The organism is Caballeronia sp. INDeC2, assembly GCF_023631325.1.
Lineage (GTDB): Bacteria > Pseudomonadota > Gammaproteobacteria > Burkholderiales > Burkholderiaceae > Caballeronia.
Genome location: NZ_JALQDG010000042.1, coordinates 186,972 through 205,209, shown reverse-complemented (window position 1 = coordinate 205,209; position 18,238 = coordinate 186,972). Strand labels below are relative to the sequence as shown.

Annotated in this window: 15 protein-coding genes and 2 pseudogenes; 13 read left to right on the top strand and 4 right to left on the bottom strand. The window is 65.8% G+C overall.

Annotated features, from left to right (window positions below):
- The first annotated feature begins 52 nt into the window (after positions 1-52).
- The 8 genes and pseudogenes from NCS28_RS28145 to NCS28_RS33270 all read left to right on the top strand — a co-directional run.
- On the top strand, positions 53-937 hold the full coding sequence (locus NCS28_RS28145) for an NAD(P)-dependent oxidoreductase (protein ID WP_250517056.1): 885 nt from the start codon (positions 53-55) through the stop codon (positions 935-937).
- A complete protein-coding gene (locus NCS28_RS28140) occupies positions 937-1,878 on the top strand; it encodes an amidohydrolase family protein (protein ID WP_250517242.1) in 942 nt (313 codons plus the stop codon). The genes NCS28_RS28145 and NCS28_RS28140 overlap by 1 nt, the downstream gene beginning before the upstream one ends.
- A 49-nt stretch (positions 1,879-1,927) precedes the next feature.
- On the top strand, positions 1,928-3,229 hold the full coding sequence (locus NCS28_RS28135; RefSeq protein ID WP_250517055.1) for an MFS transporter: 1,302 nt from the start codon (positions 1,928-1,930) through the stop codon (positions 3,227-3,229).
- Between the two features lie 30 nt (positions 3,230-3,259).
- Positions 3,260-4,465, top strand: a complete 1,206-nt coding sequence (locus tag NCS28_RS28130; RefSeq protein ID WP_250517054.1) for a CaiB/BaiF CoA transferase family protein — start codon at positions 3,260-3,262, stop codon at positions 4,463-4,465.
- 34 nt (positions 4,466-4,499) lie between these two features.
- Positions 4,500-5,972 (top strand): NAD-dependent succinate-semialdehyde dehydrogenase, encoded by a 1,473-nt coding sequence (locus NCS28_RS28125; protein ID WP_250517053.1) that lies wholly within the window; start codon positions 4,500-4,502, stop codon positions 5,970-5,972.
- Positions 5,969-6,910 carry a LysR family transcriptional regulator gene (locus tag NCS28_RS28120; protein WP_250517052.1) on the top strand — a complete coding sequence of 314 codons (942 nt, stop codon included), beginning with the start codon at positions 5,969-5,971 and terminating at the stop codon, positions 6,908-6,910. Before NCS28_RS28125 ends, NCS28_RS28120 begins: the two co-directional genes overlap by 4 nt.
- Positions 6,911-7,833: 923 nt before the next feature.
- Positions 7,834-7,956, top strand: a pseudogene (locus NCS28_RS33565) (IS110 family transposase); the annotation flags it as partial.
- A 4-nt stretch (positions 7,957-7,960) separates the two neighbouring features.
- Positions 7,961-8,101: pseudogene (locus tag NCS28_RS33270) on the top strand (IclR family transcriptional regulator domain-containing protein); the annotation flags it as partial.
- Positions 8,102-8,227: 126 nt separating this feature from the next.
- Here NCS28_RS33270 and NCS28_RS28110 read toward each other — a convergent pair.
- The 4 genes from NCS28_RS28110 to NCS28_RS28095 form a co-directional block, all read right to left on the bottom strand.
- Positions 8,228-9,682, bottom strand: coding sequence for an NAD(P)-binding domain-containing protein (locus NCS28_RS28110; protein ID WP_250517051.1), 1,455 nt, complete (start codon positions 9,680-9,682; stop codon positions 8,228-8,230).
- Between the two features lie 100 nt (positions 9,683-9,782).
- Complete coding sequence (locus NCS28_RS28105; RefSeq protein WP_250517050.1) at positions 9,783-10,817, bottom strand: ABC transporter substrate-binding protein; 1,035 nt, start codon at positions 10,815-10,817, stop codon at positions 9,783-9,785.
- A 42-nt stretch (positions 10,818-10,859) separates the two neighbouring features.
- Positions 10,860-11,669, bottom strand: coding sequence for an ABC transporter ATP-binding protein (locus NCS28_RS28100; RefSeq protein WP_250517049.1), 810 nt, complete (start codon positions 11,667-11,669; stop codon positions 10,860-10,862).
- The gene (locus tag NCS28_RS28095) at positions 11,663-12,688 is read right to left on the bottom strand and encodes an ABC transporter permease (RefSeq protein WP_250517048.1); all 1,026 of its coding nucleotides are present in this window, start codon (positions 12,686-12,688) and stop codon (positions 11,663-11,665) included. Before NCS28_RS28095 ends, NCS28_RS28100 begins: the two co-directional genes overlap by 7 nt.
- 353 nt (positions 12,689-13,041) lie before the next feature.
- On the opposite strand from NCS28_RS28095, the gene NCS28_RS28090 reads away from it, so the two are divergent.
- From NCS28_RS28090 to NCS28_RS28070, 5 genes are read left to right on the top strand one after another with little or no spacing between them, the layout of a single operon-like run.
- Entirely contained in the window at positions 13,042-14,562 is a 1,521-nt protein-coding gene (locus tag NCS28_RS28090) for an ABC transporter substrate-binding protein (protein ID WP_250517047.1), read from the top strand.
- A gap of 3 nt (positions 14,563-14,565) precedes the next feature.
- Positions 14,566-15,486, top strand: a complete 921-nt coding sequence (locus NCS28_RS28085) for an ABC transporter permease (RefSeq protein ID WP_250517046.1) — start codon at positions 14,566-14,568, stop codon at positions 15,484-15,486.
- The gene (locus NCS28_RS28080) at positions 15,483-16,283 is read left to right on the top strand and encodes an ABC transporter permease (RefSeq protein WP_250517045.1); all 801 of its coding nucleotides are present in this window, start codon (positions 15,483-15,485) and stop codon (positions 16,281-16,283) included. Before NCS28_RS28085 ends, NCS28_RS28080 begins: the two co-directional genes overlap by 4 nt.
- A complete protein-coding gene (locus tag NCS28_RS28075) occupies positions 16,280-17,275 on the top strand; it encodes an ABC transporter ATP-binding protein (protein ID WP_250517044.1) in 996 nt (331 codons plus the stop codon). Before NCS28_RS28080 ends, NCS28_RS28075 begins: the two co-directional genes overlap by 4 nt.
- Positions 17,272-18,237: an ABC transporter ATP-binding protein gene (locus tag NCS28_RS28070; RefSeq protein ID WP_250517043.1), complete on the top strand. Its 966-nt coding sequence runs from the start codon at positions 17,272-17,274 to the stop codon at positions 18,235-18,237. The genes NCS28_RS28075 and NCS28_RS28070 overlap by 4 nt, the downstream gene beginning before the upstream one ends.
- Position 18,238 lies beyond the last annotated feature (1 nt).

Here is an 18,238-nt window from a genome sequence, read left to right as displayed (position 1 = left end):
AGCCGAAGCGGCCGGCTCACATGCATAGATAAACTCGAACGAAGGAGATGGCATGCAGAAGATTGGCGTGATCGGGGTAGGCATGATGGGACACGGTATCGCAAGCAACATCCGCAAACACGGCTACGCGCTGAGTCTGCTGGAACATCCGGGCAACCAGCCGCTGGATGCGCTGTACGCCGCCGGTGCGACCAGCACGGCGGACATCGAGGCGCTGGCCGCCTCGGTGGACGTGCTGATCCTGTGCGTGACGGGCACGCCGCAGGTGGAAGACGTGCTGTTCGAGCGCGGCGTGCTCGAAGCGTTGCGCCCCGGCACGATCGTCATCGACTGTTCGACGGCCATTCCCGCCTCTACGCTGCGCATCGCCGACGCGGTGCAGCGCGCGGGCGCGCGCTTCCTCGACGCGCCGATGACGCGCACGCCGAAAGAAGCCGCCGAAGGCCGCATCAACCTGATCGTCGGCGGCGGACGCGCGGTCTTCGACGAATGCCTGCCGCTCTTGCAGAGCTTTGCGGAAAACATCGTCCATGCGGGCGAGGCCTCGTCGGGGCATCGGCTGAAGCTGCTGCACAACTTCGTATCGCTGGGATTCTCGGCCGTGCTGGCGGAAGCCGCCGCATGCGCGAGCCGCGCGGGCGTCGATCCGCAAGTGCTCGTCAGCGTGCTCGCAGCGGGCGGCGGCGACGGCGTCGTATTCAAGCGGCTGCGCCCGTTCATCGAGTCGGCCGACAGTTCGGGGTTCCGCTTCTCGATGTCGAACGCGCTCAAGGACATGAGCTACTACGTTGCGATGACGGGCGAAGTCGGTGCGGCGCACACGGCTGCGAGCGCGGTGCGCGAGATCTATCAGCAGGCCGTGACCGAGGGCGGCGAACAGACGCCGGTGCCGGAACTGATCGCGCTCCTGGCCGGCGACGTCGAGCAGGCTGCGTGATGCGGACCGAGGATGCGCCGCGCAATGCGCTCGGTTTCGATCTGCCGATCCTCGATGCGCATCATCATTTCTTCGATCTGTCCGACGGGCGCTATCCGTGGCTGACCGATGCGTACAACCCGAGCTTTTTTCTCGGCGATTACCGCGCGATCTGCCGAAACTTCCTGCCTCACGACTATCGCGCGGCGACGGCTGGCTTCGACGTGATCGGCACCGTGCACATGGAAGCGGAGCGCGCCCGCAGCGAGCAGACGCGGGAGAACGATTTTCTCGCGCGCCTGCAGGCAAGCGAAGGCCTGCCGTGCGCGGCGGTCGCGCACGTCTACTTCACGCAGGACGACTGCGCGCAAGTGCTGGCGGCGCACGCCGGCCATCCGCTCGTGCGCGGCGTGCGCTCGAAGCCGGTCACCGCGCCAGACGCGTCGTCGAGCGTGCGTGGCGAGCCGGGCACGATGCAGGACGACAAGTGGTTGAGCGGCCTTGCGCTGCTGGCGCGCTTCGGATTGTCGTGGGATCTGCGCGTGCCGTACTGGCATCTCGAAGAAGCCGCGCAAGTGGTGCGCGGCATTCCGGACACGACCGTCGTGCTGAACCATCTCGGCCTGCCGCTGGATCGCTCGGACACGGGGCTGGCAGTATGGCGACGCGGCATGAAGGCCCTAGCCGATTGCCCGAACGTGCACCTCAAGGTCTCGGAACTGGGCCTGAAGGGCGGTGTGTGGGACAGCGCAAGCAACCGGCGCGTGGTGCGCGAGGCGGTCGACCTGTTCGGTTACGAGCGTTCGATGTTCGCGAGCAACCTGCCGGTCGGGAGTCTCTCGGCGAGCTTCGCGCAGATGATCGCCGATGTCACCGGCGCCTTGCCCGACGCAGACGAAACGCAACTGCGCGCGTTGTTCGCCGGAACGTGCCGGCGCGTTTATCGGGTGAACGCGGCATGAACCGAACCCGCCCGAACACATGACCATAACGATGGATCAGGAGACGAACATGCAGCCAATCGACGAAAACCGGCTCTTCCGGAAGATATCCATGCGGATTCTCCCGGTGCTGATGCTGGCGTTTTTCTTTTCCTATGTGAACCGGGTGAACGTGGGCTTCGCCAAGCTGCAGATGGCGAGCGACCTGCATTTCAGCGACGCGGTCTATGGCTTCGGCGCGGGCATCTTTTTCGTCGGCTACTTCCTCCTGGAAGTGCCGAGCAACATCATCCTGCACAAGGTGGGCGCGCGGCGCTGGATCTCGCGCATCATGCTGACGTGGGGCCTGCTCTCGTGCGCGACGATCTTCGTCAAGACGCCGATGCAGTTCTACGTCATGCGCTTTCTGCTCGGCCTCGCCGAAGCGGGCTTCATTCCGGGCGCGATCTACTACATGAGCCAGTGGTACCCGGGCGCGCGGCGCAGCCGGGCGTGGGGCGTGTTCTACGTGGCGCTCGCGTCCTCGGGGCTGTTCGGCAGCCTCGTGTCGGGCGCGATCCTGCATTACATGAGCGATGTCGGCGGACTGCGCGGGTGGCAATGGCTGATTCTTTGCGAAGGCATTCCGACCGTACTGCTAGGCATGTACATCTGGTTCCGTATGAACGACAGCATCGCCAAGGCGACGTGGCTCTCGGATGACGAAAAGCGTCATCTGCAGGGCGTGCTCGCCAGCGAGAACCGGCACAAGCTCGAAACCGGCTTCGGCGCGCTGCTCGCGAGCGGCCGTATGTGGGCGCTGATCGCCATCTACTTCGGCTTCACGATGGGCCTCTACGCGATCAGCTTCTGGATGCCGACGCTGGTGCAGCGCATGGGCGTGAAGGACGCGCTGAGCATCGGCCTGCTGACGGCGATCCCGAGCGCCTGCGCGATCGTCGCGATGGTGCTGATGGGCCTGAGTTCGAGCCGCCGCAACGACCTGCGCTGGCACCTGACGATCGCGTACGTCACGGCGGCCGTGGGCTTCGCGCTGTGCGTGGTCTGGCAGCGCCAGCCGGCGCTCGGCGTGTTCGCGCTCTGTGTCGCCAACATGGGCGTGTACTCGATTCCCGCGCTGTTCTGGGGCTTGCCGACGGCGCTCCTGACGGGCGTCACGGCTGCCGCGGGCATCGCGCTCATCAACGCGATCGCTAATCTGGCCGGCTTCATCGCGCCGTATCTCATCGGCTATCTGAACACCGTAACGGGGCGCACCGACGTGGCGCTGATCGTCGTCGGCGCGACGCTCGCGTTCGGCGCGGCGCTGGTGCTCGTCGTCACACGCGAACGCAGACTCGCCGCGGGCGGCGTCGATCGTCGCGCGGCCTGAAACATCGAATCGACTGACAAGGAGAGAGACATGGCAGGACCTTTGAGCGGAATGCGCGTGATCGAGCTGGCGCACATCATGTCGGGCCCGGTGTGCGGGATGATGCTCGCCGACATGGGCGCGGAAGTCATCAAAGTGGAGAAGATTCCGCACGGGGACGATTCGCGCCGCTTCTCGCCGATGCTCGACAACGGCGAATCGGCGTCGTTCATGATCGTCAACCGCAACAAGCGGGGCATCGGCCTGAACCTCAAGACCGAAGGCGCGCGCGAGGTGCTGCGCAAGCTGCTGCAAAGCGCCGACGTCGTCACGGAAAACTATCGCGAAGGCACGATGGAGAAGTTCGGCCTCGGCTACGAGACGCTGAAGGAACTGAATCCGGGCCTCATCTATTGCTGCATTTCCGGCTTCGGCCGTACCGGGCCGTGGGCGAGCAAGGGCGGCTTCGACCTGATCGCGCAGGGCATGAGCGGCATGATGAGCCTGACCGGCGAGGAAGGCCGCCCGCCCGTCAAGGCCGGCTCGCCGGTCGCCGATATCAACGCGGGCATCCTGGCGGCGCTCGGCATCTCGGCGGCATACACGCACAAGCTCAAGACGGGGGAAGGGCAGATCGTCGATACATCGCTGTTCGAGGCCGCGCTGCAGCAGATGTACTGGCCCGCCGCGAGCTGGTTCGCGCAGGGCACGCTGCCGAAGAAGATGGGCTCGGCCAACTCGACGAGCGCGCCGTATCAGGTGTTCGCGTCGAAGGACGGATGGATCAATATCGGCGCGGCGAATCAGAGCAACTACGAGCGCCTGCTGTCGGTGCTCGACATGCCGCAGCTCGCCGCCGATGCCCGCTTCGCCGACAACGCCGGGCGCATGGCCAATCGCGACGAACTCGTGCGTCTCTTGACCGAACGCCTCGTCACGCGCACGACGGACGAATGGATCCGCGCGTTCGACGAAGTCGGCCTGCCCGCAGGCCCGGTGCTCGACGTCGCGCAGGCGCTGGAGCATCCGCAGGCCCAGGCGCGCGGCATGGTGGTCGAATCGCACCATCCGCTCGCGGGCGACGTGAAGGGGCTGGGCCTGCCGATCCGCTTCTCGGGCGGCAATGCGTCGCAATCGGGCCGCGCCGCGCCGTTGCTCGGCCAGCATACCCGCGAAGTGCTTCGCGAGATCGGCTATGCCGACGGCCAGATCGACGCGATGCACGACATCGGCACTATCTTCGCGCGCGGCGACTGAACGCGCGCGCCGCTCTTATATCAAGGAATCCCGCATGTTTCTCGAACTGACGCGACCGGAGCTCGTCTGCACGGGCAATCTGATCGATGGACGATGGACCGGCGCGGCCGAAGGCGCACGCTATCCGGTGACGAATCCGGCCAACGGCGAGTGCTTCGCCGAGGCCGCCGACAGCTCGCTCGCCGATGCACGCGCCGCCACCGACGCCGCGGCGCGCGCGTTGCCCGGCTGGCGCGGCACGCTGCCGCGCGAGCGCGCCGCCTTTCTGCGCCGCTGGCACGGCCTGATCCTCGCGAATCTGGAAGATCTCGCGCGCATCATGTCGACCGAGCAGGGCAAGCCGCTGGCCGAGGCGCGCGGCGAGGTGCGCTATGGCGCGTCCTATGTGGAATGGTTCGCGGAGGAAGCGCCGCGCGTGTACGGCGACCTCATTCCGGAGCAGCAGCGAGGCAAGCGCATGATCGCGGTGAAGGAGCCGATCGGCATCGTGGCGGCCATTACGCCGTGGAATTTCCCGCTGGCGATGATCGCGCGCAAGATCGCGCCCGCGCTGGCGGTCGGCTGCACGGTGGTCGCGAAGCCCGCCGAGGACACGCCGCTCACTGCGCTCGCCCTCGCGCGGCTTGCGCAAGAAGCCGGTTTGCCCGACGGAGTGCTCAACATGATAACCGCGTCGCGCGAGCGGGGCGTGTCGGCGGTCGCCGACTGGCTCGCCGACGCGCGCGTGCGCAAGATCACCTTCACCGGCTCGACGGCGGTCGGCAAACATCTCGCGCGCGCGTCGGCGGACACGTTGAAGAAGCTGTCGCTCGAACTCGGCGGCAACGCGCCGTTCATCGTGTTCGACGACGCCGACGTCGATGCGGCCATCACGGGGCTCATGGCTTCGAAATTCCGTAACGGCGGCCAGACGTGCGTATGCCCGAACCGCGTCTACGTTCAGGCGGGCGTCTACGATGCGTTCGCGCGCAAACTCGGCGAGCGCGTCGAGGCGCTGAAGGTCGGGCCCGCCACGGACGAAGCCGCGCAGATCGGTCCGATGATCAATGCGCGCGCCGTCGACAAGATCGCGCGCCATGTCGACGATGCCCTGTCGCACGGCGCGCGCGTGCTGACCGGCGGCCGCCGGCTCGACGCCCTCGGGCCGAACTATTACGCGCCGACCGTCCTCCTCGATGCGAACGACCGCATGGCCGTGTGCTGTGAGGAGACTTTCGGACCCGTCGTGCCGCTGTTCCGCTTCGAGCGGGAGGAAGACGTGATCCGCGCGGCCAACGACACGCCGTACGGCCTCGCCGCGTACTTCTACACGCGCGACGCGCGACGTATTCATCGTGTGTCCGCGCAACTCGAGGCGGGCGTGATCGGCGCGAACGAAGGCGCGGTATCGAGCGAGGCGGCGCCGTTCGGCGGGGTGAAGGAGTCGGGTTACGGTCGCGAAGGGTCGCGCTACGGGCTCGACGATTATCTGTCGGTCAAATACGTCTGCGAAGGTGGACTCGATTGAATCGGCAGTTCGATCTGAACGATCTGCGGGTGTTTCATGTCGTGGCGCAAAAGGCCAGCTTTTCGGCGGCCGCCGATTTCCTGGCTGTTTCACCGGCGTACGTGAGCAAACGCATCCAGCTTCTCGAGAGTGCGCTGGATGCGCCGCTTTTGTTCCGTTCGACGCGGCGCGTCGCGCTGACCGAAGCCGGCGAGCGGCTCTACCGGCGCGCTCAGCAGTTGCTCGACGACGTGGATCAGCTGGTGGACGATGTGTCCGGCGTCAGGCATGCCCCGCGCGGCATGGTGCGCATCTCCAGCAGCTTCGGCTTCGGGCGGCAAGTGGTCGCGCCCTTGCTGGCGCGCTTCGTAGAAAGCCATCCGGGACTGAACGTGCGGCTCGACTTGTTCGATCGCATCGTCGATGTCGCGGCCGAAGGCTACGACCTCGATATCCGCGTCGGCGACGCTATCGCGCCGCACCTGATCGCGAGGCGTCTCGCCACCAATCACCGCATTCTGTGCGCATCGCCGGCGTATCTGCGCGCGCGTGGCGTACCGCAGAGTGTCGCCGAGTTGCAGACACACGAATGCCTTTGCATCAAGGAGCGCGATCATCCGTTCGGCATGTGGCGTTTCGTCGTCGACGGCGAGCACGCGTGCGTCAGGGTAAGCGGCGCTCTGGCGTCCAACGACGGCGAAGCGGCGGTGCAATGGGCGCAGGCCGGGCGAGGCATCGTGCTGCGCTCGATCTGGAACGTGCGTCCTTATCTCGATGATGGTCGCCTGGTTCAGGTATTGCCGGACGTGACGCAAGCCGCCGACGTTTGGGCGGTGTATCCCTCGCGGCTCGCGACGTCGGCGCGGGTGAAAGCGTGCGTCGAGTTTTTGGAGGCGGCGTTCGACGGGGTCGATTGGGCCGCTTCATCAGGCGCGCGCAAGACGGCGGTACAGCGTTGATGGCATGCAATCATTCGTCGCGTTGGGGCAATAAGGTGATGCTTGCTGCCGAACTTGCGCCTGTCCTCGAGCTGGCCACGTCGGCGCAATTCGGCCAGCATCGCTTCGTGGATGCGTTGCCGGGCACTTGCCTTCTGCCATGCGTCGAGTCGAACGAAAACACCAGTGCGCCTTCATTTTGTGCTTGGCCCCAAGGCAAAACTCTGCCGGCGAAGCCAGGCAATTCCGGGCGCGCCAGACGGGGCGATCGGCTGTCAACTTCCGCACCCTCACGGTCAATTTCGCAGAGTAAGCGGAGTCGACCGTGACCGCGCTTCCTCAAAAAGAGCGTTCGCCTGACGTCGAATCTTGCGGCTCGTGGTGAGTTACGTGAGATCCGGCAGATGGACGGGACCGCTGCTGTGATGGCGGCCCCGAGTTCGTCCACATTAAAGGCAGCGCCTGTCTCGAAAAGAACTACGACTTCATTAACTGCGTCCGACTTAACCCCGACAGCGGCAATTCGATTTGAGCGAATCTCTTCTGAGATGCCAAGCACAGCGCTCTCTTTATCTTGCGGGTAGTGATTCACACCGGAAACGATGATCAGATATAGGTCCGTTTCGATTGCGCTTCACGGCCCCTTAGTGGCGATTTAATTGGACATAATACAAATTAGCGAAGTTTTGGCATGTTGCGGCTTTATCCTAATGTCGTGTTCTGGCTATTTACAGATGTCGGGTTTTTAACCGGTGGCAAGCTGGCGACTGTTCGTCAGCGGGAGTCCGCCATGTCACCGAACCCACCTGTGAGCTTGACCATGCGCGAATGGGAGAGACTGACGGTCATTGAGGCGTAAGTCCAAACGGGTTCACAGCCAGGACGCGCGGCTGAGCCGCCTAGGCTGACGGGACGCCACATCGAGCGGCTGGTGGCGCGCTATCGTGCGACCGTTCGTCGAGTCGAACAAGAATGATGCTGCCGATGCCGAGCATCTGGGAGGAGCCCCGCGCCCTGGCATGCGATTTGTGTCGGATCGCGCGCTTTCCGACGCATCGCGAGTTCGTCAACATGCCGATCAGCATGCGATTGCCGGTTCATTGCACGGCGACGGGCCGCGCCATCCTCTCGCGTCTGCCCGACTCCACCGCTCGCGGTCTGTTCGAAGCCTGCGAGCGTGTGCCCTGTACGTCGGAGACCGTGACCGATCTCGCGGTGATGCGGGATAGCCCGCGCCGCGCGCCGGTTTCGCTGCAAGCAGTGCGTGCCTACAGAGACCTTCGAGCGCGTTGGAAGCGGTCACTCGAATTCGTACCGCACTACAACCCTGACGCGCGCTCATCCCGCCGATTCGACATCCCGCTCGCGATATACGCGCGGCTCGAAAATCGACGCGTCGAAATCCGCCGGCACATCGGCGCTCATGCGGGCCTCATGTGCTTCGATATCTTCGAGAAAGAGATCCCGGCTGATGCGGCGCACGACGGCCGGAATATCGCGCTTCATGCACGGCACGTCGCCCACCGGCACGCCGCGGCTCACGAAGCCCGCCGGGTTGAACACATGGATGTTCCCGAGAAACGGCGCCGCGCCCGGCTCCTTCTCCAGATATTCGAGCGCGTCGCCGAGATAAGGATGCGCGCCCAGCGCATCGTCGCGTTCGTCCGGCGCGGGCTGATATCGATCGCGCCAGAGCAACACATGATCGGCGATGCGCGCAAGCTCGGGCCGCGCGTGCAGATCGACTGCGTAGCCGGTTCCCGCGATCACGAAGTCGAATTCGAAGCCGCCGTCGGCTGCGCGAGCCTGGACGCGGCCATGCGCGAGCGCCGCTTCATGCCACGGCGCACCCAGATGCAGATGGAAGTTGGCGAAGCGCGCGGCGCGCTCGACCGCATCGGCGGGCGCGGTCGAGCCGGCGCGCCTGAAGCGCAGCGCCTGACGCCAGCGCACCGCGTCGGGCAACGCGGGAAAGTTGTCGTAGGCGCCAGGATAGGCCCGCGCGCGGCTCACCGGCACCGAGGGCAGATCGGCGCGCCGCACGAACAGATGCACATCGCGCGCACCGGCTTCGAGTGCGGTCGCCGCCGCGTCGAAAGCCGAGGCAGCGCCGCCGATCACCGCAATGGACTTGCCCGCGAGCGCGGCGAAGTCGATCGCCTCCGACGTATGCGCGAGATGGCTCGACGGCAGCGCCGTGAGCGGCGGCACGATGTTCGGCCTGCCGTTGCCCGCGACGCCGTTGCCGAGAATGATCTTGCGCGCGGTTTCCACGCGTGTCTCGACGCCGCGCTCCGTGCGGATCGTCAGATGCAGCCGGAAGTGCGCGCCGGCCGGCTCGATCAGCGTGAGCGTCGTGCCATAGCGGACCGTGATGCCGAGAAACTGCCGATACCACGCGAGATACTCCGCCCATTGCGCGCGCCCGATGCGTTCGATATCCGCATACGATGCCGTACCGTGACGCGCCTCGTGCCACGCCTGGAAGCCCAGCCCGGGCAGACCCGCTTCCGGCCCGGGAAGGATCTTCGGCGTGCGCAGACGGTTCATCCGCGCATAGGTGGTCCACACGCCCGCGCGCGTCTCATCGGGCGCGGCGTCGATCACGCTCACCCTGCCGATACCCGCGCGCCGCAGCGCGAACGCGAACGCCGCGCCCGTTTGTCCACCGCCGACGATCAGCACGTTGTGATCGATGCCCGGCCGTCCGACGACCCAGTCCTCGGGGTCGGGGCCGATGAGACGCAAGGTTTCGCGCGCGTGCTGGTCGTGCAAAGCAGACGATTGACTCATGAACGGGGCATCCGGTGAAGTGTGTCGAACGATCGAGTATTGGCGGCGCGCGCCTCGTCGCAAACGAATGATTCGTGCTTTCCAATTACGTCGCGATGCATCAGGCGAGCACGTCGGAAAACACGCGATTGGCGAAGCGGCCCGAGTCCGTGCCCGCGTTGATCACGCCGACCGTCTTCAGATCGTCGGCATACAGCGCGATCTCCTTTCTGAACGCGTCGCCCACCGGATGATGGTGATGCGTATGGCTTTTCAGCATCGCCGCGAGTTGAGAGACGTTCGCGCTCGGCGCATTGGGCGCGAAGATGGCGGCGGCTTCCTCGGGATGATCGGCGGTCCATTCGGTGGCTTCGAGCAGCGCCTGCGTCAACGCCTGGGCGGTCGCGCGATCCTTGCGCACCAGCGTGCCGCGCACGCCCAGCACGCAGCACACGCGGCTCGCATACTCGCCGCACAGATTGTTCGATACCTCGTTCAGATGATCCGATTCGCGCAGCGTCCAGATGGTCGGATCGCCGTCGGCGATCGCCTGCACCTCGCCCTTCTTCAGCGCTTCGCCGAGCAGCGGCGCGGGATACTGACGCCAGTGCACGTCGTTCTCCGGATCGATGTTGATCTTCTTGAACGTGATGGCGAAGAAATTCTTCGCCGGGCTCGCCATGTCGCTCACGCCGATGGTGCGGCCCTTCAGCCCCTGCAGATCGACGATGCCCGATTGCTTAGTCGCCAGTATCCGCATGCAGCCGCCGTGGATGCCTGCTGTCAGCTTCACGTCGAAGCCCTGCTCCAGCGGCTTGATCCAGCGCAGCGCCATGCCCACGCCCGCATCCGACTTGCCGGTGGCGATGGCTTCGAGCAACTGGTCGGTCGAGCCCGCGAAGTTGATGAGCTCCACGTCCAGCCCGTGCTTGCGAAAGAAGCCCTGCTTCACCGCGACCGGCACCGGCGCGGTGCAGATGCCGCCCGCGTTCCAGGAGAGCTTGAGCGGCTTGAGCGCCTCGTCGGCTGCGGCGCGCGTGCCCGGCAGGCCGAAACTCGCGGACGCGAGCGCGATGCCGCCCGCGCTCCATGCGGTCTTTCTGAGCCATGCGCGGCGCGCGGGATGGGCGAGCGAAGTGTCGTCGTTGTGGTTCATCGCAGACTTCCTTTTTGTTGTCGATAGGTCATCGGACGGCGCTCATGCGGCGAGCCCGAGGCGCGCGAGCACTTCGCGCCGCAGCGCGACGAGCTTCGGATCGTCGCGGTGACGCGGATACGGCAGGTCGTTGCGCACTTCGGAGACGATGCGCGCCGGCCGCTCCGACAACACGATCACGCGATTCGCCACGAAGAGCGCCTCTTCGACGTCGTGCGTGACGAGCAGCACGGAAAAACTCGCGCGCTGCCAGAGCCGCACGAGCTCGCCCTGCATGCGAATGCGCGTGAGCGAATCGAGCTTGCCGAACGGCTCGTCGAGCACGAGCAGACGCGGATCGTTGACGAGCGCGCGAGCCAGCGCCGCGCGCTGCGCCATGCCGCCCGACAGTTGATGCGGATGGGCATCCGCGAACGCCGACAGGCCGACCAATTCCAGCGCCGCGTCGATGCGCGCGTTCACCTCACGGCGCGCTTCCTTCGGCCTGAGCGCGCCTTGCGCCTGCGGTCCGAGACCGACGTTCTCGCGCACCGTGCGCCAGGGAAACAGCGTCGGGTCCTGAAACACGACGACGCGCGACGGATCGGGGCCTTCGATCGGCATGCCATCGGCGCGCAATGCGCCCTTCGACGGCGCATCGAGGCCCGCGACGAGCCGCAGCAGGGTCGACTTGCCGCATCCGCTCGGCCCGAGGAGCGCGACGAACTCGCCGGGCTCGACCGTCAGGCTGATGTCGTCGAGAACCGGCAGCCTGTCGCCTTTCAGCGCGAACGCATGGCTGACATGATTCACTTCGATGCGCGCTCCTTCTTCCCGAAGCGCGGGCGCGGCCGCACGCAGCGTACTCACCATTTGAGAACTCCCTTCTGCCAGCCGAGCAGGCGGTCGCGCAGCCGGAACAGCAGCGTGATGAGCCCCGAGCACATGATGGCCATGACGAGCAGCGCGGCGTACATGTTCGAGTAGGCGGCCCAGCCCTGCGCCCATTGCAGATACCAGCCGAGACCGGCTTTCACGCCCATCATTTCCGCGACGATCAGCACGGAGAACGACGCGCCCAGCCCCATGAACAAGCCGACGAACACGTTAGGGAGCGCGGCCGGAATCGCCACGCGCAGAATGAGGAACGACGGCCGCGCGCCGAGCGTGCGCGCCACGTCGTAGAACGCCTTGTTCACGCCGGCGACGCCTGACCACGTGAGCACGGCCACGGGAAACGCCGTCGCCAGCGCGATCAGGAAGACGCTCGCGGAGAAGCTCGACGGAAAGAAGAAGAACGCGAGCGGCAGCCACGCGGTGGCGGGCAGCGGCCCGATCAGTCTCAACACCGGATGCAGCCAGTAACCGACCGCGCGCGACCAGCCGATCGACACGCCCGCGACGAATCCCGTCAGCGCGCCGATCGCATAGCCGTAGGCGAGCAGCACGAACGAATGGCCGACGCTCGCGGCGAGGCGCGGCGTATCGTCCAAAAAGACGCCGATGAGCGCCTGGGGCGGCGCGAAGAACGGCCGCGGCAGCCATTCGAGCTGCGCCGTCGCCGCTTCCCATGCGCTGATGGCGACCGCGAGCGCGAGCAGCCAGGGCGTGGCGTCGAGCCAGCGCGCAGCGAACCGCGCGCGCCTCAGACCGCCCGCGAACAGCAGCGCGCAGGCGAGCCCCAGAACGAGCTCGAGAATCAGCAGTTCGCGCGTGTAAGGCCAGTCGTCGAGCGCGGGCCACCATCGCGTGAGCGCGGCGGCGCCGAACCAGGCGAGCGCGGCAAGTGCGGCGACGCGGGTCTTGCCCTGCGCGGCCGATGGACTCGGCGCCGCATCGTCATGCTGCTGCCCGATGCCGGTTGCATCGAGTGTTTGCGTGCGTGTGGACATGAGAGATGGCGTTGATTAAGGAAATGGAAAGGCGCGGCCGCCCCGATCCGCAAGAGCGTAACGAGCGGCACGCACGAAGTGAATCGATCGTTTCGACTTTGGATATGCGCACACCGTCTAGATGCTTAGCATGACGACGCAAGTGCTTCATGACTGGCGCTTGAATCGACGTGAGCGCGGCCTTGATATCGATATATGTTTTGCTCGTTTCGAATTCGGGCGCGCGCGCGTCATCATCTCCAATTCATAAGCAGGCTTCCCTAACTAGACGAGGGTGCTCCCTCGCCCGGCACTCAGACCAACCTATGCGCACCTTTTCGTCAGTCCTTCGCGGACTGGTTTTCGCCGCCGCCTTGTCCGGCGCTTTCATCGAACCGGCACGCGCCGCGAGCGCCGCGCCTGCCGTCGATCGCGATACTGTCGTGATCGGCGTCGAAAAGGAGTTCTATAACCTCGACGGTCTCGTCGCCGTGAGCGGCGATTCGCTGCGCTACGGCTGGCAGATCTACGACACGCTCTACGGCTTCGATCTCAAGGGCAATCTCGTGCCGCGCCTCGCGACGAGCGTGACCGTCTCGCCCGATGCGCGCGTGTTCACCTACAAGCTGCGTCCCAACGTCAAGTTCCATAACGGTGCGACGCTCAGCTCGCGCGACGTGAAGGCATCGCTCGAACATGTGCTCGATCCGCGCAGCAAGAGCACGCGCCGTCCGTTCTTTGCGCCGGTGGTCGATTCGGTCGAAACGCCCGACGATCTCACCGTCGTCTTCAAACTGAAGCAGCCCGACGGCGCGTTCGCCAACAAGGTCGCGGGCTATCTCTACATCATTCCGGCCGACTATCTCGCGAGCCTGCCGAATCCCGATGCATTCGCGCAGAAGCCGGTCTCGCTCGGGCCGTACAAGTTCAAGTCGCTCGCGCCGGGCGGCAGCGAGCTCGTGCTCGAACGCTTCGACGATTACTGGGGCGAGAAGCCGCACGTGAAGACGCTGATCTTCCGCGCGATCACGGAACCGGCGAGCCGCGTCAACGCCGTGCTGCGCGGCGAAGTCGATCTGTCGGTCGCGCTGCCGTTCTCGGATTACGCGCGGCTCAAGAAAGAAAACGGCCTAGACGTGATCGAAAGCCGCGTCGCGTCGCCGGTCTATGTGCGCGTGTACACCACCGACAAGAACTCGCCCTTCTCCAACGTCCAGGTGCGCCAGGCGCTCAGCTACGCGCTCGACACCAACGCGATCATCAAGAGCGTGCTGTACGGCGTGGGCGAGCCGCTCGGCACGATGATCTCGAACTACTATCCGTACGGCGCGGACCGCTCGATCAAGCCGTATCCATACGATCCCGCAAAGGCGCGCGCCCTGCTTGCGCAAGCGGGCTACCCGAAGGGCTTCGAGACCACGCTCAACATTCAGGGCGACATGCCGCAAGGCGTGGCGGAGGCGATCGCGGCGTACTGGGGACAAGTGGGCGTGAAGGTCAAGCTCAATCGCCTGACCTATGCCACGTTCCAGCGCCTGAACAACACGCACACCTCCGGCCCGCTCGCGCTGAGCCAGTTCACCAACGCGCTGTATGACCCGGTGCATCCGGTCGGCGGCGCGTTCGCATCTGAGGGAAGCTGGTCCGATTATTCGAACCCGAAAGTCGATGCGCTGCTCGCCGACGTCTCCCGCGTCAGCGATACGAAGCAGCGCGGCGAAGTGTTTCAGAAGATCGGCCGCGAGCTGCATGACGATGCCGCCGCGTTCTTCATCTCCGAGTTCACCTACGTGTATGCGAAGAAGAAGGCGCTGCAATGGCAGCCGCAACAAGGCGGCGGCTTCCTCAATTTCCGCACGATCCAGTGGGCGCCGCAAACGGTGGCCGGGAGCTGAGCGATGCCCGTCTATGTTCTGCGCCGCGTCGGCTCGGCACTGCTCACCGTCTGGCTGATGTCGGTGCTGATCTTCGTGCTGGTGCGCATGGTGGGCGATCCGGCCTATCTGCTTATGCCGCCCGAGGCGACGGAGGCAGATCGTCAGCTCTTTCGTGAGCAACTAGGCCTCGCCGATCCTGTCCCGCTGCAATACGCGCGCTTTCTTTCGGGGATGCTGCGCGGCGACATGGGCAACTCGTTTCACTTCGGCGCGCCCGCGCTCTCGATGGCGCTCAGCCGGCTCGCATCGAGTCTCTTGCTGGTCGGCATTTCGCTGACGCTGGCCCTGGCCGTCGGCCTTTCGCTGGGCGTGGCGTCGGCGGTGCGAAGAGGAACGTGGCTCGACCGGTTTGCGTCGATTTTCGCGGTGCTCGGGCAGGCCGCGCCGCCCTTCTTCGTCGCGTTGCTGCTGATCCGCCTCTTCTCGGTGCAATGGGGCTGGCTGCCGACCGGCGGCCACGGCTCCTGGCGTCATCTGATCCTGCCGGTGTGCGCGCTCGCGTGGTATTCGGCCGCGGGCATCGCCCGGCTCACGCGCGCGAATATGCTCACCGTGCTCGAAGCCGATTACATCCGCATGGCGCGCATCAAGGGGCTGCCCGCGCACGTGGTGATCGGCACGCATGCGCTGCGCAATGCGGCGCTGCCGATCGTCGCGTTCACCGCTTCGCAGTTCGGCGTGCTGATCGGCGGCGCGGTCGCCATCGAAACGGTATTCTCGTGGCCCGGCTTCGGCAGCCTGATGGTCGAAGCCATCAGCACGCTCGATTTCACCGTGGTGCAGGCCGCCGTGATCGTGTCGGTGCTGCTGTTCGTCTCGATTAATCTCGCGGTCGACGTGCTCTATGCGCTCGTCGATCCGCGCATCCGGTATCAGCGATGAGCACGCGATCCCTTCTTTTCGGCGGCCTGCTCGTCGCAATCGTCGCGGCCTCGGCGTTCGCGCCCGTGCTGTCGAACGTCGATCCGAACGCGATCGATCTGTCGGCCACATTTCAGTCGCCGACGTGGCACCACTGGTTCGGAACTGATCAAATGGGCCGCGACGTCTTCACGCGCACGCTCTACGGCGGGCGCATCTCGCTCGCCATCGCGTTCTGCGCCGCGTTGCTCGCGGGCTTCTTCGGCGCGATCGCGGGCCTGTTGTCCGCGTATATCGGCGGACGTTTCGATGCCGCGCTCATGCGCATCGTCGATGCGCAATACGCGTTGCCGCCCGTCTTTCTCGCGATGCTGATCGTCGGCATCTGCGGGCCGAGCATGACGAACATCGTGATCGTGGTGACGCTCGCGAACTGGGGACGCTTCGCGCGCATCATCCGCGCCGAGGCGCTGAGCCTGCGTGAGCGCGACTTCATCCTGATCGCGAAGCTCGCCGGCGCGACGCCGCTGCATGTCGTGCTGCGCCATCTGCTGCCGAACGTGCGCAATACCTTCGCCGTGCTGCTGACGCTCGACATCGGTCTCGTGATCTTCATGGAAGCGGCGCTGAGCTTCGTGGGCCTCGGCGTGCAGCCGCCCGATCCATCGTGGGGCGGCATGATCGCGGAAGGCCGCAACTATCTCGACACCGCATGGTGGCTCTCGGCGCTGCCGGGGCTCGTGCTGATCGCGACCGTGTTGTCGAGCAATCGCATCGGCGAGTCGCTGCAACGCGGCGATGAAGGAGTGTCGCGATGAGCGTATTGACCGTTCACGATCTCGTCGTCGAAACGCAGAACGCGCGGCTCGTCGATGGCGTCGGCTTCGCCGTGCGCGCCGGCCGCACGCTCGGGCTCGTCGGCGAATCCGGTTCGGGCAAGAGCGTGACGTGTCTGTCGGTGCTGGGCTTGCCGCCGCGCGGCGTGCGCGTCACAGCCGGCCGCATTCTGCTCGATGGCGACGACCTGCGCGCGAAGACGCCCGCAGAACTGAACGCGCTGCGCGGACGCGAGATCGGCATGATCCTTCAGGATCCGATGACCTCGCTCAACCCGCTGCTCACCATCGGCCGGCAGATCACCGAGATGTTCCGCTATCGCGACGGCGTCACGAGTCGAACGCAACGCGAGGCGCGCGCCATCGAACTGCTGCGGCGCGTGCGCATTCCCGCGCCGGAGAGCCGCCTGAACAGCTATCCGCATCAATTCAGCGGCGGCATGCGCCAGCGCGTGGCCATCGCGATGAACCTTGCGTGCAATCCGCGCCTGCTGATCGCCGACGAACCCACGACCGCGCTCGACATCACCGTGCGGCTGCAGATTCTCGATCTTCTGCGCGAAGTGCAGGCCGAGCGCGGCACCGCGATCGTGCTCGTCACGCACGACCTGCATCTCGTGCGCCGCTATTGCGACGATGTCGCGGTGATGTATGCGGGCCGCATCATCGAGCAAGGGCCGGTCGAGGACGTGTTCGCGCGGCCGCGCCATCCCTACACGAAAGGCCTGCTCGGCGCGGTGCCGCGTCTGCGCGGCCTGCAACATCGGCTGACCGTCATTCCGGGTCAGCCGCCCTTGGCCGGAAGCATCGCGCAAGGATGCCGCTTCGCGCCGCGTTGCCCGCGCGCACAAGCCGATTGTCTGAGCGCGTATCCGGCGACGCGCGCGATCGACATGCATCGCGGCGTCGCGTGCTGGCATCCGGAGCCGGACGAGCAGACGGCCGACTCTCTTCTCGCGACGGCGGCATCATGAGCGCACTCGAAGTATCGAACATCGGGCGCGCCTTTCCCGTGCGCGGCGACCTCTTCGCCAGGCCCAAACCGCTGCGCGCGGTGGAGGACGCCTCTTTCGCGCTGCCGCGCGGCGGCACCTTCGGGCTCGTCGGCGAATCGGGATCGGGCAAGTCGACGCTCGCGAAAATCATCCTCGGCGCGGACGAGCCGACGCGCGGCGAAGTGCGCTTCGGCGAGCGCGTGTTCGGCAAGACCGTGCGCGACGCCGACCGGCGCTGGCGGCAACGCGCGGTGCAAGCCGTGCTGCAAGACCCGTTCGGCTCGCTCGATCCACAGATGAACATAGGCGACATCGTGCTCGAACCGTTGCGCATCCAGAAAAGCGGCTTCGCGCGCGAGGCCCTGCACAAGCGGCTCGATGAACTGCTCGCGCAAGTCGGCTTGCCTGTGGAGTTCAAGCGCCGCCGTCCGGGCGAACTGAGCGGCGGCCAGCGCCAGCGCGTGGCGATCGCGCGCGCGCTCGTACTCGAGCCGGACATTCTCGTGCTCGATGAACCGGTCTCCGCGCTCGACGTATCCATTCAGGCGCAAGTCCTCAACCTGCTCAAGGATCTTCAGGATGCGCTCGGCTTGAGCTATCTGCTGATCTCGCACGATCTCGCCGTGGTCGCGTTCATGAGCAGCCATATCGGCGTGCTCTATCTCGGCCGCTTCATGGAGCAAGGCACGCGCGAGGACATCGTGGAGCGCGCCGCGCATCCGTACACGCACGCGCTGATCGCCGCTTCCGAACCGGATGCGCACGACGTGCAGGCAATCGGCGGAGAAATTCCGTCGCCGCTCGCGCCGCCCGCCGGATGCGTCTTTCATACGCGCTGCCCCGCCGCGCGCGATGTCTGCCGCGTCGATACGCCGCCCGAGCGACGCCTGTCGGCAACACATCGCGTGGCCTGTCATTTCCCGATCACATCGAAGGCTTGAG

Bases quoted from the DNA above. Each gene is read 5' to 3' on its own strand.
- NCS28_RS28100 (WP_250517049.1), bottom strand. From the start codon at position 11,669: ATGGTGAGTACGCTGCGTGCGGCCGCGCCCGCGCTTCGGGAAGAAGGA.
- NCS28_RS28070 (WP_250517043.1), top strand. From the start codon at position 17,272: ATGAGCGCACTCGAAGTATCGAACATCGGGCGCGCCTTTCCCGTGCGC.
- NCS28_RS28130 (WP_250517054.1), top strand. From the start codon at position 3,260: ATGGCAGGACCTTTGAGCGGAATGCGCGTGATCGAGCTGGCGCACATC.
- NCS28_RS28105 (WP_250517050.1), bottom strand. From the start codon at position 10,817: ATGAACCACAACGACGACACTTCGCTCGCCCATCCCGCGCGCCGCGCA.
- NCS28_RS28145 (WP_250517056.1), top strand. From the start codon at position 53: ATGCAGAAGATTGGCGTGATCGGGGTAGGCATGATGGGACACGGTATC.
- NCS28_RS28125 (WP_250517053.1), top strand. From the start codon at position 4,500: ATGTTTCTCGAACTGACGCGACCGGAGCTCGTCTGCACGGGCAATCTG.
- NCS28_RS28135 (WP_250517055.1), top strand. From the start codon at position 1,928: ATGCAGCCAATCGACGAAAACCGGCTCTTCCGGAAGATATCCATGCGG.
- NCS28_RS28080 (WP_250517045.1), top strand. From the start codon at position 15,483: ATGAGCACGCGATCCCTTCTTTTCGGCGGCCTGCTCGTCGCAATCGTC.
- NCS28_RS28110 (WP_250517051.1), bottom strand. From the start codon at position 9,682: ATGAGTCAATCGTCTGCTTTGCACGACCAGCACGCGCGCGAAACCTTG.
- NCS28_RS28075 (WP_250517044.1), top strand. From the start codon at position 16,280: ATGAGCGTATTGACCGTTCACGATCTCGTCGTCGAAACGCAGAACGCG.
- NCS28_RS28095 (WP_250517048.1), bottom strand. From the start codon at position 12,688: ATGTCCACACGCACGCAAACACTCGATGCAACCGGCATCGGGCAGCAG.
- NCS28_RS28140 (WP_250517242.1), top strand. From the start codon at position 937: ATGCGGACCGAGGATGCGCCGCGCAATGCGCTCGGTTTCGATCTGCCG.
- NCS28_RS28085 (WP_250517046.1), top strand. From the start codon at position 14,566: ATGCCCGTCTATGTTCTGCGCCGCGTCGGCTCGGCACTGCTCACCGTC.